General features: G+C 54.5%; 17 protein-coding genes and 1 pseudogene. 9 read left to right on the top strand and 9 right to left on the bottom strand.

The features are described 5' to 3' along the window. The first annotated feature begins 179 nt into the window (after positions 1 to 179). From rpmH to RHH27_RS13225, 5 genes and pseudogenes are all read left to right on the top strand, one after another. Positions 180 to 317, top strand: coding sequence for a 50S ribosomal protein L34 (gene rpmH / locus RHH27_RS13245; protein WP_099799755.1), 138 nt, complete (start codon positions 180 to 182; stop codon positions 315 to 317). Then, a pseudogene (gene rnpA / locus RHH27_RS13240) lies at positions 317 to 586 on the top strand (ribonuclease P protein component); the annotation flags it as partial. The gene rpmH and the pseudogene rnpA, both read left to right, overlap by 1 nt. 72 nt (positions 587 to 658) lie before the next feature. Beyond that, complete coding sequence (locus RHH27_RS13235; protein WP_225901724.1) at positions 659 to 1,054, top strand: PH domain-containing protein; 396 nt, start codon at positions 659 to 661, stop codon at positions 1,052 to 1,054. Positions 1,055 to 1,101: 47 nt separating this feature from the next. Beyond that, positions 1,102 to 2,307, top strand: a complete 1,206-nt coding sequence (gene yidC, locus RHH27_RS13230; RefSeq protein WP_302678508.1) for a membrane protein insertase YidC — start codon at positions 1,102 to 1,104, stop codon at positions 2,305 to 2,307. Between the two features lie 8 nt (positions 2,308 to 2,315). Beyond that, positions 2,316 to 2,852 (top strand): R3H domain-containing nucleic acid-binding protein, encoded by a 537-nt coding sequence (locus RHH27_RS13225; protein WP_302678507.1) that lies wholly within the window; start codon positions 2,316 to 2,318, stop codon positions 2,850 to 2,852. Here RHH27_RS13225 and RHH27_RS13220 read toward each other — a convergent pair. After that, a complete protein-coding gene (locus RHH27_RS13220) occupies positions 2,799 to 3,683 on the bottom strand; it encodes a glutaminase (protein WP_302678506.1) in 885 nt (294 codons plus the stop codon). The genes RHH27_RS13225 and RHH27_RS13220 overlap by 54 nt on opposite strands. A gap of 8 nt (positions 3,684 to 3,691) precedes the next feature. Continuing rightward, entirely contained in the window at positions 3,692 to 5,680 is a 1,989-nt protein-coding gene (locus RHH27_RS13215; RefSeq protein WP_302678505.1) for an Rne/Rng family ribonuclease, read from the bottom strand. A gap of 532 nt (positions 5,681 to 6,212) precedes the next feature. Between RHH27_RS13215 and hpnH the strand changes: the two genes are divergently transcribed. Further along, positions 6,213 to 7,223: an adenosyl-hopene transferase HpnH gene (gene hpnH / locus RHH27_RS13210; RefSeq protein ID WP_206200523.1), complete on the top strand. Its 1,011-nt coding sequence runs from the start codon at positions 6,213 to 6,215 to the stop codon at positions 7,221 to 7,223. Here hpnH and RHH27_RS13205 read toward each other — a convergent pair. The 4 genes from RHH27_RS13205 to rph all read right to left on the bottom strand — a co-directional run bounded on the left by RHH27_RS13205 (position 7,220) and on the right by rph (position 11,497). After that, a complete protein-coding gene (locus tag RHH27_RS13205; protein WP_302678504.1) occupies positions 7,220 to 8,509 on the bottom strand; it encodes an ABC transporter substrate-binding protein in 1,290 nt (429 codons plus the stop codon). The two genes, hpnH and RHH27_RS13205, sit on opposite strands and share 4 nt — an antisense overlap. Beyond that, positions 8,463 to 9,992: a YifB family Mg chelatase-like AAA ATPase gene (locus RHH27_RS13200; RefSeq protein ID WP_302678503.1), complete on the bottom strand. Its 1,530-nt coding sequence runs from the start codon at positions 9,990 to 9,992 to the stop codon at positions 8,463 to 8,465. The genes RHH27_RS13205 and RHH27_RS13200 overlap by 47 nt, the downstream gene beginning before the upstream one ends. A gap of 172 nt (positions 9,993 to 10,164) precedes the next feature. Beyond that, complete coding sequence (locus tag RHH27_RS13195; RefSeq protein ID WP_206200520.1) at positions 10,165 to 10,776, bottom strand: hypothetical protein; 612 nt, start codon at positions 10,774 to 10,776, stop codon at positions 10,165 to 10,167. After that, entirely contained in the window at positions 10,769 to 11,497 is a 729-nt protein-coding gene (gene rph, locus RHH27_RS13190; RefSeq protein WP_206200519.1) for a ribonuclease PH, read from the bottom strand. The genes RHH27_RS13195 and rph overlap by 8 nt, the downstream gene beginning before the upstream one ends. 177 nt (positions 11,498 to 11,674) lie before the next feature. Here rph and RHH27_RS13185 point away from each other — a divergent pair, with 177 nt between their 5' ends. The 3 genes from RHH27_RS13185 to RHH27_RS13175 are packed head-to-tail and all read left to right on the top strand — an operon-like array spanning position 11,675 to position 13,091. Continuing rightward, the gene (locus RHH27_RS13185) at positions 11,675 to 12,013 is read left to right on the top strand and encodes a P-II family nitrogen regulator (protein WP_206200518.1); all 339 of its coding nucleotides are present in this window, start codon (positions 11,675 to 11,677) and stop codon (positions 12,011 to 12,013) included. Positions 12,014 to 12,019: 6 nt separating this feature from the next. Further along, on the top strand, positions 12,020 to 12,880 hold the full coding sequence (locus RHH27_RS13180) for a shikimate dehydrogenase (RefSeq protein ID WP_206200517.1): 861 nt from the start codon (positions 12,020 to 12,022) through the stop codon (positions 12,878 to 12,880). 1 nt (position 12,881) lies between these two features. After that, positions 12,882 to 13,091, top strand: a complete 210-nt coding sequence (locus tag RHH27_RS13175; protein WP_206200516.1) for a hypothetical protein — start codon at positions 12,882 to 12,884, stop codon at positions 13,089 to 13,091. On the opposite strand, the gene RHH27_RS13170 is transcribed toward RHH27_RS13175, so the two are convergent. From RHH27_RS13170 to queG, 3 genes are read right to left on the bottom strand one after another with little or no spacing between them, the layout of a single operon-like run. After that, a complete protein-coding gene (locus RHH27_RS13170) occupies positions 13,057 to 13,827 on the bottom strand; it encodes a winged helix-turn-helix domain-containing protein (RefSeq protein ID WP_206200515.1) in 771 nt (256 codons plus the stop codon). The two genes, RHH27_RS13175 and RHH27_RS13170, sit on opposite strands and share 35 nt — an antisense overlap. Before the next feature lie 55 nt (positions 13,828 to 13,882). Continuing rightward, positions 13,883 to 14,782, bottom strand: a complete 900-nt coding sequence (locus RHH27_RS13165) for a vitamin K epoxide reductase family protein (protein WP_225901597.1) — start codon at positions 14,780 to 14,782, stop codon at positions 13,883 to 13,885. 20 nt (positions 14,783 to 14,802) lie between these two features. Further along, a complete protein-coding gene (gene queG, locus RHH27_RS13160; RefSeq protein ID WP_206200513.1) occupies positions 14,803 to 15,747 on the bottom strand; it encodes a tRNA epoxyqueuosine(34) reductase QueG in 945 nt (314 codons plus the stop codon). Positions 15,748 to 15,814: the final 67 nt, after the last annotated feature.

The following is a 15,814-nucleotide window of genomic DNA, read 5'->3' as shown; positions in this document are numbered from 1 at the left end:
GCAAACCTCGTCCGTAGGATGTGAGCAATGATAGGCAACACGACCAAGACGGCAATAGCCTTGCAGGGCTACCGCTGCCTCACGGGAAGTGATACGATTGTAGATCGCTCTAACGACTGACTAGGGCGTGCCCCTTGGGGCAGTATTTTTTCTGATTAACCATCATAACTGCAACAGCCATGACGCAACGTACACTGGGCGGTACTGTCCGCAAACGTAAACGCACCTCTGGGTTCCGCGCGCGCATGCGCACCAAATCAGGTCAGAACGTCATTAAGGCACGGCGGCGTAAAGGACGGGCACGGCTTGCAGTCTAGTGCTCCCTCGTCAACATCGCCTGCGCAATCGCCATGATTTTGACCGCGTCTATCAACACAAAACCGCCCACCACGGCAAACTGGCCGTTCTTTGGCTGGCGCCCCAAGCCGTCAAGGCAGCACCACGGCTGGGCATTGTGGTCAGCAAAAAGGTGAGTAAGCGAGCCGTCGATCGCAACCGTTTGAAACGGCAATGGCGACGGGTGATCGGCTCACTCTTACTGCAGATAGCCGCAGGGTGGGATATGATTGTGGTAGTGCGTCAGGCGGCACTGCAAGTGAGTGACGAGGACTGTCGCGCTGAATTGACGCAGTTAATGGCCAAAGCAGGGGTACTGACGATGCCGGGAATTTCCGAAGACGTTTTCTACGAAGGCGGTCCCCATTGGGGTGACTTGGTGATCAACTTACTGTTGGGGCTAACGGTGATTTGTCTGCCCCTTACCGTTGGTGCCATTGTCCGTGCCCTCTGGCTGCGCTACCGCATTACCAATCGGCGGATTACGGTGATAGGCGGCTGGATGGGGCGCGATCGCTCCGATGTCATTTATAGCGAAATCACCAAAGTCGTCACCGTTCCTCGCGGCTGGGGCGCCTACGGTGATATGGTCGTCACCCTCAAAGATGGTAGCCGCTTAGAAATGCGCGCTGTCCCCCGCTTCCGTGAAATTTATGACTATATTTCTGCCAAATTGAGTCCCGCTGCCAAAAGTGTCAGTGGCGCGATTGGTTCTTAAGACCTAAGATAGTTCTGTTAACTGTTCACCCTTAATTGCAGGATTCCATGGATTTTGGTATCGGTTTCCTCTCCAACAATGTCATGCTGCCAATCCTTGACTTTTTCTATGGGATTGTGCCCAGCTATGGCCTTGCGATTGTGGCGCTGACACTGGTGGTGCGCTTTGCCGTCTATCCCCTCAGTGCGGGATCCATTCGCAATATGCGGCGCATGAAAGTTGTGCAGCCGATCATGCAAAAACGGATGCAGGAAATCCAACAGAAATACAAGGATAATCCTGCCGAACAGCAAAAGGCAATGGCAGAGGTGTACAAGGAGTTTGGTAATCCCTTGGCGGGGTGTTTCCCCCTGCTGTTGCAGTTGCCGATTCTCTTTGCTCTCTTTGCCACGCTCCGCGGATCACCCTTTGCTGATGTGAATTACCAGCTCAACCTGCAAATTGTTCCCCCTGATCAAACTGTCTTAGCCCAGCCCTTTGCCACTAAGCCGCAAAATATCTACGTTGATGAGGGCATTCATTTCCCCATTCAGGCGGTGGTTCCCAGCGGTACCAAGATTCCAGTGGGTCAAACGGTGGATCTCCAATTCCAAACCAAGGAGGGGAAACCCTTTAGTGAACTGGCCGCCGCCTATCCCAATAGTCACCTGCAACCCAAGTGGCAAATTATTCGCGGTCAAGAGCGGGCAACCATTGACAGTGAGGGGCATCTGCAAGCCCTGCAACCCGGTGATGTAACGGTTCAGGGAACGATTCCGGGGATTGCGGCGGATAAAGGTTTCCTCTTTATCTCTGCCCTTGGCCATGTGGGTGTCATTGATCAAGGGGAACTCTTCATCACGCTGCCCGATGGCACACGCCAGTTTAATTGGGGCGCGATCCACTGGGATATCCTGATCATGATCCTTGGCTTTGGCGTCAGTCTCTACGTCAACCAGTTGCTCTCTGGCCAAGGCAGCAGCAATAACCCGCAGCAGCAAACCGTGAATCAATTGACGCCGATTATCTTCTCTGGGATGTTCCTCTTTTTCCCACTGCCGGCAGGGGTGCTGCTCTATATGCTAATCGCCAACATCTTCCAGACGGTACAGACCTTTATCCTTCAGCAGGAGCCGCTGCCAGAGAACCTGCAAAAACTCGTGGAGGAGCAGGAACGGGCTGAGGCATTGAAAAACCGCGCCGCTCTTCCCTTTGAGGGCAAGGGGGTTAAAAGTGCCAAGGCCACTAAAGCCAAGCGTCATCCATCAAGTTGAGGGGAGGCATGACCGCTGATCCAATTGCTGCGGGGTGTGCGTGGCTGGAACAGGTGCTTGCTCTAGCAGGCTTTAAGACAACCGTTTCTGTGGTGGAGTCCCCTTTGGCAAGTGTGGTGCCGGGGCACTGGCTAGAGATCGATCGCCAGTCCCTGAGTGCTGCGCAAATTGAATCCCTGCTGGCCAACAATGCCCAAGCTCTCGATGCGTTGCAATATCTGCTCAATGCCACGTTGAATTTGGGGCGATCGCGGGAGGAGCAAACGGCTTTTACCTTGGAATTGGCGGGCTATCGCCGCGCCCGTTATCGCCAGTTGCAGGAGATTGCCCATCAGGTGGCTGCCCAAGTCCTCGACACCGGTAAACCCGTTGAAATTCGCTCCCTATCTGCAGCAGAGCGGCGTGTTGTTCACAGTCTCATCAAGGTAGAGAGCGATCGCCTTGAAACCTTTAGTTATGGAGAGGAACCGGATCGCCGCTTGGTGGTGCAGTTAGCCCAAGGGACTGAGGCCGAGGTGGCGGCTGATGCGCTGGAGCAGGTATAGACCCAAAATCGAGTTGCCACTGCGATCGAGGGGTGGACTGTAGCAGGCGATCGCCCCCTGTCGCGGCACAATGGCCAAAATCACACCACTCACACCCGATTTCACGGGCAAGCCAATTTCTAGGGCATAGCGGGGGGAGTCCTCGTAGAGGCCACAGGTGAGCATGAGCACATTCACCTGCTGACGATGGCGATCGCTCACCTTGTCATGGGGCAGTGCCAACAGGAGACCCAAGCGCGCCACTTCCTCAATCGTTCCTTGGAAACAGCACACCTGATTGTAGATCTCAAGGGCAACCCCGGCATCGGCAATGCGTCCAGACTCCACTAAACAGTGGGCAAGGGTGCGATTTTGCCAGTTGGGATGGCGATAAACGGCTGCTAACACCTCCTGATCCACCTGCAACTGCGTACCCGCACACTCATTGAGCCAAGTCTGAAAGACTGCAACACCGCCAACATCAGCCAATTGGCTAGCAAGGGCGATCGCTCCACTATTAATCATGGGATTGCGCGGCCACCCCTGATCAAGGGTTAACTGCAACACAGAGTTATAGGGGTAATCTGAGGGGCGCTGTCCCACCCACGTCCACACCTGCTCCTGCCACAGCGTCAAGGCATACAGCAGCAAGAAGGGCTTAATTGCGCTCATTAAGGGAAAGCGCAAATTGGAACGCCCAAGGGTAAACTGGTGCTTTGGGGTAACAAGGGCAAAGGCAAAAGCTTCAGACCCCACCCGCGGTAGCCGTTGAAGGGGTTCCCCCTGAGGAAGTTCTGCCGATGCAGCCTTGAGCCACTCTTGGATGAGGGCAGGGTCTAGATCCCCCAACATTGCTGAGCCTAAGTATTGGCATCGAGGGAGAGCTGCTCGCTAGTGGTGACCCGTCGCCGCCGCCGCCGACCTGCGGGCACGGAGGCCTCTGGGGTGGATGCTTCCCCGCCGGATTCAGACTCGGTCGTGACTTCTGGCTCACTGGTATTGAGCAGCGCAGTGGCTGGAATCGGCTCGACATTAATCGTGCTAACCACAGGGGCGGGCGGCTCATCAGCAGTCTCTGGGATATCCTCAGGCATTCCCTCACTAACGGGTCGTGCAGTTTTCTGGGGCAGGGGTAGGGGGTCTTGGCCGGGGCGTGCCACCATCACAATCGTTCCCCGCGGATTCTTCACCTCCTCAGAGTGCAACACAAGGGGTGAAATTCCCATTTCCGCATAGACCGCCTGCTCTTGATCCGTCATTGTTACGGTAATCACTTCCGCTGGTTCAGAGCGGCTAGGACGGGCAGGGCGCAGCGGACGGCTCTCCACTTTGACCACTGGCGGCGGCGCCGTTTCTGTAGGCGTGGTAATCACCTTGCGACCATTGCCATTTTCAGAGGCACGACGAGGACTGCGAGGGGTTGGTGGATGACTACTGCGGGAAGCACGCGGGCGAATACCCCCTACCGCTTGATAGTCAGGGTGGTTAATGAGTTGGGTCTCTAGACTGCTACTGGCAAAGCCATTGGGTTCAGTGCGGGATTCTAAACTGCGGCGTGGCTCCGGTGGACGCGGCATGGGCGATCGCTCGACAATTTCGCCGGGGCTATCCTCTGGTTCACCGGGTAAATGCACCAAGTGACCCAAGCCACCGCAGGCACTACAGGGACGGCCAAAAAGTTCATAGATATTTTGCCCTTGACGTTTGCGGGTCAGTTCCACCAGCCCCAGTTCTGAGAGTTGAGCAATTTGGGGGCGAGCTTTATCAGCACGCAGGGCTTTACTAAAGTGCTCCAGCAGTTGCAACTGGTCGCGGCGGGAATCCATGTCAATAAAATCCACAATGATCACGCCAGCAATATTGCGCAGTCGCAGTTGGCGAGCAATCTCCGTAGCCGCTTCGCAGTTCGTCCACAGCACTGTTTCCCGCGAGGTGGCTGAACTAGTGAATGAACCAGAGTTCACATCAATGACCGTCAGTGCCTCTGTTGGTTGAATGATGATATAGCCACCGGAGGGCAAATCCACACGGGGTTTCAGGGCTTCACGGATGGCAGCATTCACCCGAAAGTAATCCAAAATGGGAATGGGTTCTTGGTGATAGTCAATGAGAACCCCCACCGGCTTATTGACATTCCAGTTTTTCAGGTGCTGTTTGACCCGTTTGACCCCATCCGGAGTATCCACCACAATGCGGTTGACATCACTGCTATAGACATCCCGCAACACTTTTTGGATAAAGTCATCATCGCGCCCCAGAAGCTGGGGAGGACGGCTGGAGGCCGCCTGCTGTTGGATCGTTTCCCACTGCCGTTGCAGGAGTTCCAGATCCTCAAGTATGGCCTCTTCGGAGACACCCTCAGCCTCTGTACGCACCAGTAGCCCCATGCCAGCGGGTTTGACCAAAATGCCCAAGGCACGTAGCCGATGCCGTTCCGCCTCATTGGTAATCCGTCGCGATAGATTCACCCCCCGACCATAGGGCATCAGCACGAGATAGCGCCCAGGCAACGAAATATTTCCCGTCAGCCGTGGCCCCTTGGTGCCCGTGGGTTCCTTCATGACCTGAACCAGCACTTTTTGCTGCGGTGCGAGCAATTCCGTGATTGCCCCAGCCGTTCGCTTCAGGCGCAATGGGCCAAGGTCAGTGACATGGATAAAGCCATTACGGGAGGCATCCCCCAAGTTGACAAAGGCAGCATCAATGCCCGGCAGGACATTTTCAACCACCCCAAGGTAGATGTCCCCCACCTGATGGGTGCCCGTGGCCACGATTAATTCTTGAATTTGATCTTCGGCAAAGACCGCCGCTAGCCGATGTTCCTCGGCAATAATAATTTGCTTAGGCATTCATTATCCTTAGAATTTCTTAACAAAATAAACGTCAGCATGAATGGGCTAAAGGCATCTAGCACAGTGTTGAGCCACTCTTGCCCCTGTAAGGGACGCGTGCAAGTTTGGCTTTAAGATGGTTGGGAAAAGGGTTCCTGTAGAGGTGGGTTGGCATTGGAACGCAGAACGCAACTCTGGTGATACCTAAAAAGCTCTGCACGACTTGCAGAAGGAAAAGATGTCACCCCATGCCAGCCTTGATGAAAGTCTATGCTTAACCTTTGGTCTCTTAGGCTATGGAGGTTAAGCAAAAGGGATTTTTCTACAGTACCTTTAATGGTCTCTGATTATAGGTATCTCTGTCAAGATTGGCTAGGGGATTTTGCAAAAATTTTCACTGTCGCTGCCGCTAGCCTCTTGAGCACGAGCATAGTGTGCCACTTTGCAAACCTGATAGGACACTTTGGCGATCGCCCACAAAGCTGCTACAACTATAAACATCTATTAAGCGTCTTGGCTAGAAAATTAGCCACATTGAGGAGAATTGCCCATGGGAGTCCACATCAAGCAGGCAGTGGAAGTCGCGACCTATATCATCTCACAACGCCTACAGGGCAAAAAGCGCTTTCCCCTCACCTTGATGCTTGAGCCTCTCTTTCGCTGTAATCTCGCCTGTTCGGGCTGCGGTAAAATTCAGCATCCCCTTGAAGTCCTGCGCAAATATCTCACCCCAGAGGAATGCTTCCGCGCCGTTGAAGAATGTGGTGCACCGATTGTTGCCATTCCCGGTGGGGAACCCCTGCTGCACCCGCAAATTGATGAAATTGTCAGTGGCTTGGTGGCACGGCGGAAGTTTGTTTATCTGTGCACCAACGGTATTCTCCTAGAGGAAAATCTCCATAAATTCAAGCCCTCCCCCTACTTTAGCTTCAGCGTTCACCTCGATGGTCTGCGGGAGTGGCACGACAAATGCGTGGATCGCAAAGGGGTCTTTGATATTGCGGTGAAAGCGATTAAAGCGGCTAAAGCCAAGGGCTTCCGTGTCACCACCAATACGACAATTTTTGAAGGGGTGGATCCTAAGGAAATGCAGGAGTTCTTTGACTTTGTCAGTTCCCTAGGGGTGGATGGCATGATGATCTCGCCGGGCTATGCCTATGAGTGGGCACCGGATCAGGAGCACTTCCTCAAACGGGAGCAAACCCGTGCCCTCTTCCGCGAAATTCTCGCTCCTTACCGCGCGGGTCAGAAGAAATGGAACTTTAACCACAATCCCCTCTTCCTTGATTTCCTGGTCGGTGAAAAGGACTATGAGTGTACCCCTTGGGGAATGCCCAGCTATAGCGTCTTGGGTTGGCAAAAACCCTGCTATCTCCTCAATGAGGGGCATTACAAAACTTGGAAGGAACTGATTGAAAATACCGATTGGGAGAAGTATGGCCACAAAAGTGGCAATCCCAAGTGCCGTGACTGCATGGTGCACTGTGGTTATGAGGCCACCGCTGCCATGGATGCCTTTAACCCAGCCAATATGGTCAAGGCGGCGGGTAGTCTCTTTTAACGCGGGCGCATCAGTTGCCAACGTTGCTCTGCGGTTTCCACTGCGGTTTTCGGGGTTGATTTGCCAAGGAGAACGCTTTCGATCGCTCGTCCAAGGGTTTGGGAAAAGCGGGTATAACCACGGAAGTTGGGACGTGCCTGAGCAGCGGCCATCTGATCTAGAAAAACACGAAGCGCAGGTTGCTGTGCCACAAAGGCCTGATAGCGATCGTTGGTACGCACCCGTTCATTCACGGGCAAATACCCTGTGCCCAAAGCCCACTCCGTCTGAAATTCTTCACTGAGAACGTAGTCCAAAAAGGCTAGAGCAGCCTCTTCCCGTTGCGGTGTTGAGCGAAAGACAAAGAGATTTTCGCCCCCCAGTGCGGTTGCGGCGGTTTTGAGGGCGGGCATGGGTAGAACGCCAAAATCCACCCCCGACTGTTGGAGTTGCGCCAACGTCCAAGGCCCTGTAATTTGCATCGCCACCTCGCCACGAATCAATTGATCCAGTTCATAACCACGTTCCGGAGCAGAGAGTGTCGCTAAGCCTTCTTGTCGCAGGCGTTGCCAAAACTCAAGAGCCGCGATCGCGGGGGGTGTGTCAATGTGGGCGGTTTCTGGTGTGTCTCCGAGACTGCCACCCGCACTCCAAAAGAAGGGCAACCAAGTAAAGACGGCAAATTCCCCTTGGCCAAGGGCAAGGAGTAGTGGGGTGATGCCCTGTGCCTTTAGGGTTTGGCTGACCTGTTCTAATTCCTGCCATGTGCTGGGCAGTGTTTTCACGCCAGCGGCAGCCAATAAACTGGGACGATAAAAAATTCCAAGGTTGTTGGTGGCAAAGGGAATAGACCAGTAATGGTTGCCGTAGCGCATTGTTGGTATCAGAGCAGGACTAACTTGATCGCGGTAGGGGGAAGCTTGCCACCAGTCATCAAGGGGACGCAGGGCACCCAGATCAACAAACTGCCCCGTGATCGTGGGGTTATACCAGAGCAGATCTGGGGCGGCATTGCCCACCACTGCGGCCAGAATTTTCGGTAACTGCTGGTCGGGTTGGCCAACGTAGAGAGCTTGGACATGAATCTGGGGATGGCGGGCGTTGAAGCGATCCACAAGACGCTGGAGGATCACGCGGTTGGGGGGTGGGTTGACCCCATGCCAGAAAATCAGTTCAATCGGCTTCGCGGATTGGGTTGCCGTTGTACAGCCGATGAGCAGTAGGGCTAAGAAACCCAGTAGGAGTGCGAACCAGCCGCGTCTATTGCAGACGATCAATCGTGCGGTATTGAATGGCTTCGGCCACATGGGCAGCGGCAATCGTTTCACAGTCGGCCAGATCAGCAATGGTACGGGCTACTTTTAGGATACGGTCTGTGGCGCGTGCCGAGAGTCCCAGTTGGGCGATCGCCCGTTCTAAGAGATTAGTCGAAGTCTCATCCAAACGACACCACTGGCGCAGATGGCGGCTTTGCATTTGGGCGTTGCAGTGGAGAGTGGGTTCTTGAGCAAATCGCTGTTGGGCGCGTTGGCGTGCCGCCAAGACCCGCTGCCGTACCGTGGCTGAATCTTCCCCTAGGGTTTGGCGGGTCATTTCCTCGGGCTTGAGGCGGCTGACACTCACTTGCAGATCAATGCGATCCAGCAGGGGGCCAGAGAGCTTTGCCCAATACTGTTCTCGCTGGCGCGGCGAGCAGGTACAGGGTTGCACTGGATCGCCATAGTAGCCACAGGGGCAGGGATTGGTGCTGGCCACGAGGGTAAATTGCGCCGGGAACACCACGGATTGGCGGGTGCGGGCAATGGTGACTTGGCCATCTTCAAGGGGCTGCCGCAAAAACTCCAACACATCCCGCTTGAATTCCGTTAATTCATCAAGAAAGAGCACCCCCCGATGGGCAAGGGAGATTTCCCCCGGACGCGGATAACTGCCACCGCCCACAAGGGCAGGGCCAGAGGCAGAATGGTGCGGACTCCGAAAAGGGGGTTCTTGGAGCAATTGGCCGCGTTCTTTGAGCAGTCCAGCCACGGAGTGAATTTTGGTGACTTCAAGGGCTTCCTCAAAGGTCAAGGGCGGCAAGATGGTGGGTAACCGCCGTGCCAACATTGTTTTGCCACTGCCCGGTGGCCCGACAAAGATGAGATTGTGCCCACCCGCAGCCGCAATTTCGAGGGCACGCCGCGCTTGATACTGCCCCTTCACGTCCTTAAGGTCGAGACTAAAGCGGGGAGAGGGTGGGGCATGCAAACTCAGGGAATTGGCTGCTGGCGATCGCGAGCTGGGGTCATTCAAAAAGGCTGCGACTTCGGCGAGGGTGTGGCAACCATAGACCTTTAGCCCCTGCACCACCGCTGCTTCAGTGACATTGGCCATGGGCACCACAAGACCGGTCATGCCTTGGGCTTGCGCCGCAACGGCGATCGCCAGTACCCCGGCCACGGGTTGCAAGGTGCCATCAAGGGACACTTCGCCGAGAAAGAGATGATCGCCGAGTAAATCCGTTGCAACCTGTCCTGAAGCAGCTAGGATACCAATGCTAATGGGGAGATCAAAGCTAGGGCCTTCCTTACGTAAATCGGCGGGGGTGAGATTAATAACAATTCGCCGCATCGGGAAGCTAAAACCGGCATTGCGAATCGCCGCCTTAACGCGCTCCCGTGCCTCTTGCACACCCGCATCGGGCAGACCGACCACCACAATCCCCGGCAAGCCGCTAGAAACATCTACTTCGACGCCGACGGGAATCGCGTCAATTCCTAGAACGGCAGCACTCCAAACCCGTGCCAGCATAGCCTCAAAATCAGAAAGAGCACCGACGACTGGCCGTGTTTCGTCTCGGTGCCCTTAACTGGTTCGCTCCTCACACACTTAATGACCTTAGCAGATGTATCGCTAATTTGTCACCATTGCATAGGATTTTTCATGAAGTTTATTTGCAAAACCCCAATTTCTGTGTCCAGTCTTAGCGCAAAGTGCCTAAGGTATGCCGCCAAGCCAACTCTTTGTTGATAATTTCGAGCGATCGCCGTTCAGTTCCACTGAACAGTGGCGTAATGGTTTCCAGAATTTGCCCCAACAAGGGTGCGGCATAGTTCCCCGTTGAGCGTAACAAATGGGCATAGTAGCGAAACTGGGCTTGACCTTGGGCACTGCGATGAAAGGCCAACACCTCAGCAGTGGTCAATTGCCACACGGGCGTATTCACAGGCACCACAAGGGTGGGCATCCCCTGCTGGCCATAGAGGCGATCCTCAGTAGTCACCAAATGACCAATGAGGGCAATCCACAGCAGTGTACGGGTTTCACTGACCAAATCGGGACTGAGAAAGGTGTCGGCATTGGTGGTGAGGCGCGGGCTGATCTGATGGAACTGGGGATTCAACAGTTGAGAGTTGTAAATGACCCCGACTGCCCAGTGGCGCTGCTCATCCTCGAGCTTGACAAAGCGACCAAAGCCATAGTCTTCTGGGGCGGGGGGGTGGGGCACATCCAAGCGATCCACCAGTTGCGCCACATAATCGCAGTGGGAGTTGGACTTGACGATGTGTCCGAGGTAAATGGCCTGCTCACTCATGGCTTGCCGCTAGGACCTGCTGTTGAATCTCAATGAGTTCTTGAATCCCTTGGCTGGCGACATCGAGAAGGCGATCGAGGGTTGGCCGATCAAAGGAACCGATCTCTGCTGTACCTTGAACCTCAATGAACTGACCATTGGCCGTCATCACGACATTGAAATCGACACTGGCTGCCACATCCTCAGCGTAGCTCAAATCCAAATAGGGGTCGCCATCAATCAGCCCCACAGAGACTGCCGCCACCTGATGACATAGGGGAGATTCGCTAAGTACCCCTTCCTGAAGTAAGGTACTCAGGGCATCCACAAGGGCAATGTAGCCCCCTGTAATCGCCAGCGATCGCGTGCCGGCATCGGCTTGGAGCACATCCGCATCCACAATGAGCGTGCGCTCCCCCAGTAAGGATAAGTCCAAAGCAGAGCGTAAGCTACGACCAATCAGGCGTTGAATTTCTTGGGTGCGCCCAGAGAGTTTGAGAAATTCTCGCTCTTGCCGTGGCCGCGTTGCACTGGGTAGCATGCGGTACTCTGCGGTGAGCCAGCCTTGGCCTGTGCCTTCTAAAAACTTGGGTACGCCTTCCTTGAGACTAACAGTGCACAACACTTGAGTTTGCCCCGCTTGGGCGAGCACTGAACCTAAGGCAAATTGGGTGAAATGCCGCTGAAACTGGTGCGATCGCAATTCCTGTGGTTGACGGCCATCGGGTCGCTGCCACCCCATGCTTGACTCCCTCTCAATTACCTTCCCTATTAGAGCTTATTTTCTGGAGCCAGCGCGAGACCTTGCCATTGGGCGATCGCCCGAGGATTGGAGATAATGTAGTTATTGCTACACGCTATACTCTTTTGCCAATGCTAAATAAAGATTAGCCCGTTGCCATAAAGAAGGAGTTTGACATTGAAAAAGGTAGAAGCCATTATTCGTCCCTTCAAACTGGATGAAGTCAAGATCGCCCTTGTCAATGCGGGCATTGTCGGCATGACCGTCTCCGAAGTACGCGGCTTTGGGCGGCAAAAGGGGCAAACCGAGCGCTACCGCGGCTCCGAATACACAGTAGAATTTTTACAAAAGTTAAAAATTGAGATTGTCGTTGAAGACAGTCAAGTGGATATGGTCGTGGCGAAAATTATTGAGGCTGCCCGCACGGGGGAAATTGGCGACGGCAAAATTTTTGTGACGCCCGTTGAGCAGGTCATTCGCATCCGCACCAGCGAAAAAGATCACGAGGCGGTTTAGGAGCGGATGCCGAAGATCTCTGGCCACACCCAGCTTCTGGGGGTGATTGGCGACCCGATTGCCCACACCCTCTCACCGGCAATGCACAATGCCGCGTTGGAGCATTTGGGTCTGGACTATGTCTATGTGCCCTTTTGGGTGAAGCCGCAGCAGTTGGGGGTGGCGATCGCTGGCCTCGATGCCCTGAATGTCGTTGGCTTTAATGTCACCCTTCCCCACAAAGAAACCATCCTTCCCTATTTGGCGGATGTCAGCGACCTCGCACAGCAGGTGGGGGCAGTCAACACCGTCTATCGCAGTGAAAAGGGATGGGTGGGTACCAATACCGATGTGCATGGCTTCTTGGCACCACTGCGGCAACAGTCCTACCCGTGGTCGGAGATTGCTGTTTTAGTCTTGGGCTATGGGGGTGCCGCGCGAGCCGTGGTCACTGCCTGTTATGACTTGGGCTGTCGGCAGATCTATATCAGTGGTCGCCAAGGGGAACGGCTAGAGGCCTTTGTTGCCAGTTGGCCACAGATCACGCTCCATCCCCTTTTATGGTCAGAGCGGGTCAGTTGTTTGGAGAAAGTCAGCCTTGTGGTCAATACCACCCCCATTGGCATGAGTCCCCATACTGGCACCACCCCCCTCACAGCCGAGGACTTGGCACGATTGCCCACCACCGCCATTGTCTATGACCTCATCTACAAACCTCGCCCCACCCTTCTTTTGCAATTAGCGATGGCACGGGGACTGCAAACCTTCGACGGCCTTGCCATGCTTCTCCATCAGGGAGCCGCAGCCTTGGAGTACTGGATTGGCCAACCCGCCCCCACTGCCATCATGGCCACTGCCCTTGAAAGTGCCCTAGGGATGGAGAAATAACATGACACCTTGGCTGTCAGAACTAAGGTGGTTATCGGCGGTTTTGCTGGTGTCGCTCTTCATGGCCCTAGGCATTAAATTTATTGCCCCCCTCTATCCCTTGCCGCCAAATTTGGGGCTAATTACTTTACTGCTCCTTTTACCGGCAGCTTTGATGGGGATTGTTTTACTGAGTCTCAACCAAAACGATAACCAAAACCGCGCACCGTAAGAATGTATTGGGGATGACTGGGATCGGTTTCAATTTTCTCCCGCAGCCAGCGGATGTGGACATCAACCGTTTTGCTATCGCCAATAAAGTCATGCCCCCACACTTGATCGAGTAACTGCTCCCGTGGCCAAACGCGGCGAGGGTGACGCATAAACAGTTCAAGCAGTTTATATTCTTTGGGGGAGAGATTGATCTCCTTGCCCCGCAGGGTTACGCGGCATTCTTGGGAATAGAGGCAGAGATCGCGAAAGCGCAGCACCGTTGGCACTGTAGCCTGTTGAATTTGCGTCCGCCGCAATAGGGCACGACAGCGCGCCAGCATCTCCCGCATGCCAAAGGGCTTGGCCAAGTAGTCATCGGCACCAATTTCAAGGCCAACCACTCGATCAATTTCACTGCCTTTGGCACTGATCATGAGAATGGGAACTGTACAGCCTTCACGGCGAATTAAGCGGCATAGGTCTAATCCATTGATGCCCGGCAGCATGACATCTAGGATGATCAAATGCACCTCTGCCTTTTCAGGATTAGTATCCGTCAAGAGATAGGTATTAATGAGATTGAGAGCCTCATAACCATCACTGGCCACAAGGGTATGGTAGCCTTCCTCCTGCAAAGCAAGGACAAGGGTTTCCCGAATCAGGTCTTCATCTTCAACCACTAAGATGTTGGCAAGGGCAGGTGGTGTGGCAAAAGGAGCCTTGGCGGGTTCGGCGGCTGTATCAATAGAAAGCATAAAAAACCTGCGTAGTGCCCGGTTGGCTTCATTCTATCACTGCGGTTCCTTGCCCCTATTGGTTCTTGAAGTTCATCGGGCCTGTGTATTGACTCAGCCGACTGAGTTCACTGAGCGATCGCGTGCCGGAGTAAAGCTGATCGTTGATTTCCCATGTGGGATAGCCCTGAATTCCCTTGGCACGGCAGCGTTCCACTTGGGGATTGGCACCATTGGGGTCACATTCAACATAGTTGAGTTCCCGTACTGCCTGCTTACCAAAGAGTTCCTTTTGATCGTGGCAGTGGCTACACCAATAGGCACCATACATAACCGCTCCCACTTGGGTGAGATGGCGAGCGAGGGCCATTTCCGCCGCACCTGAGGTATTGACGATGGGGATGCCAGGACCCTCAGGGTTGGCCATGCGGGCATTATAGATGCCAAAGACGGCCACCAGCGTAATCACAGCAGTAATCACGCCATTGAAAAAGAGTTGGCCGCGATCGCTCCATTCACGACCAATAATCGTCAAGATTAAAAATGTAAAGCTAAAGACGGCTGAGGCAATGCAATAGGGACAAGTGGCCTTAATCTCTGTAACCAAGATATACATGAGGTAACTGCTGAAGCTGGCCATGGCCGTTGCCCCCAGAAAGAGCAAAAGCCAAGTGGTGTTTTCAGCATTGCGGCGGAGTTCTTTTTGCTGCGGCTGGTTCAACAACAGGGGCAGGGCCGCCAACGACAGCATCCCCGTGTAGGCGACAAAGCCAATGAGGGAGAGGGGAATACCAAACACGGTTGCCCAAGGACTATTGAGGACAATGTCACAGCCATCGGTGGGACAAGTGACCTCTTGATTGGTCAGCTTGGCGATCGTCAGGTAGGCGGTCACCACCATGCCAGCGAGGGCAACCCCGCCAATCAACCACCGTGACCAACGATGAATCCAAGGGGTGGAGCGTCGTCGAACCATAGGTGAGCCTCCGCATTGAATCATTTTTCATCATACCGATTGGCAGACAGCACCGCTTGGGCATTGCGGCGCCATTGGGCGGGTTTAATTCGCCGTAGGGCAGAACCACGGGTGAGTTCATCCCATGCTGCATCGCTGAGGGTGGCGAGTTCCTCTAGAGAAGTCTTCAAGAGGGGCGATCGCGGGGCAAAGTCGGCCACATCCGTGGGTTGAGCAAAGCGTTGATTCCAAGGACACACTTCCTGGCAAATGTCACAGCCGGCAACCCAGCCTTCTAAATGAGCAGCAATGGCGGGGGGAATTTCCGGGGCACGGCTTTCGATCGTGTGGTAGGCAATGCAGCGGTTGGCATCCACCACATAGGGTTCAACAATGGCGCCGGTGGGACAGGCGGCCAAGCAACGGGTACAGGTGCCGCAGTGATTAGTGTGGGGGCGATCGCCCGTCAACTCCAACGTGGTGATTAACTCTCCCAAGAAAATCCACGAGCCATACTGCCGCGAAATCACATTACTGTGCTTGCCAATCCAGCCAATTCCCGCCTGCTCCGCCCACACTTTGTCCTGTACCGGGCCTGTATCCACATACCAACGGTAGTCCATTTCAGGTACCTGAGCCTGCAGCCATTGCCCTAGGGCTTGCAAGCGTTTTCCCAAAACCCGATGGTAATCCCGCCCCCACGCATAGCGGGCAATTTTCACCTTAGGGGGTGGCTCTGGATCAGGCTGATAGTAATTGAGGGCAACGGAAATCACCGATCGCGCTCCCGTCAGGACGGCTTGAATCTCCTGTCGCCGCGGGTTGGCCATCCACGCCATCTCCCCTTGGAAGCCTTGGGCTAACCAGCGTTGTAGGGCAGCCACCCCAGAAGGATGGTCATGGGTATAGGCGCGCAAATCCACAATCCCCACCCGATGGAACCCCAACTGATGGGCAAATTGCTTAATCGCAGCAGCAGTAATCATAGAGAAATAATATCTCGCTCCTGTGAAAAGGGCTGTAGGATGAGGTTGCACCGTTTGCTGAGGGAGT

The organism is Thermosynechococcus sp. PP555 (assembly GCF_031583225.1).
Classification (GTDB): domain Bacteria; phylum Cyanobacteriota; class Cyanobacteriia; order Thermosynechococcales; family Thermosynechococcaceae; genus Thermosynechococcus.
This window is presented reverse-complemented; position numbering and strand designations above follow the sequence as displayed.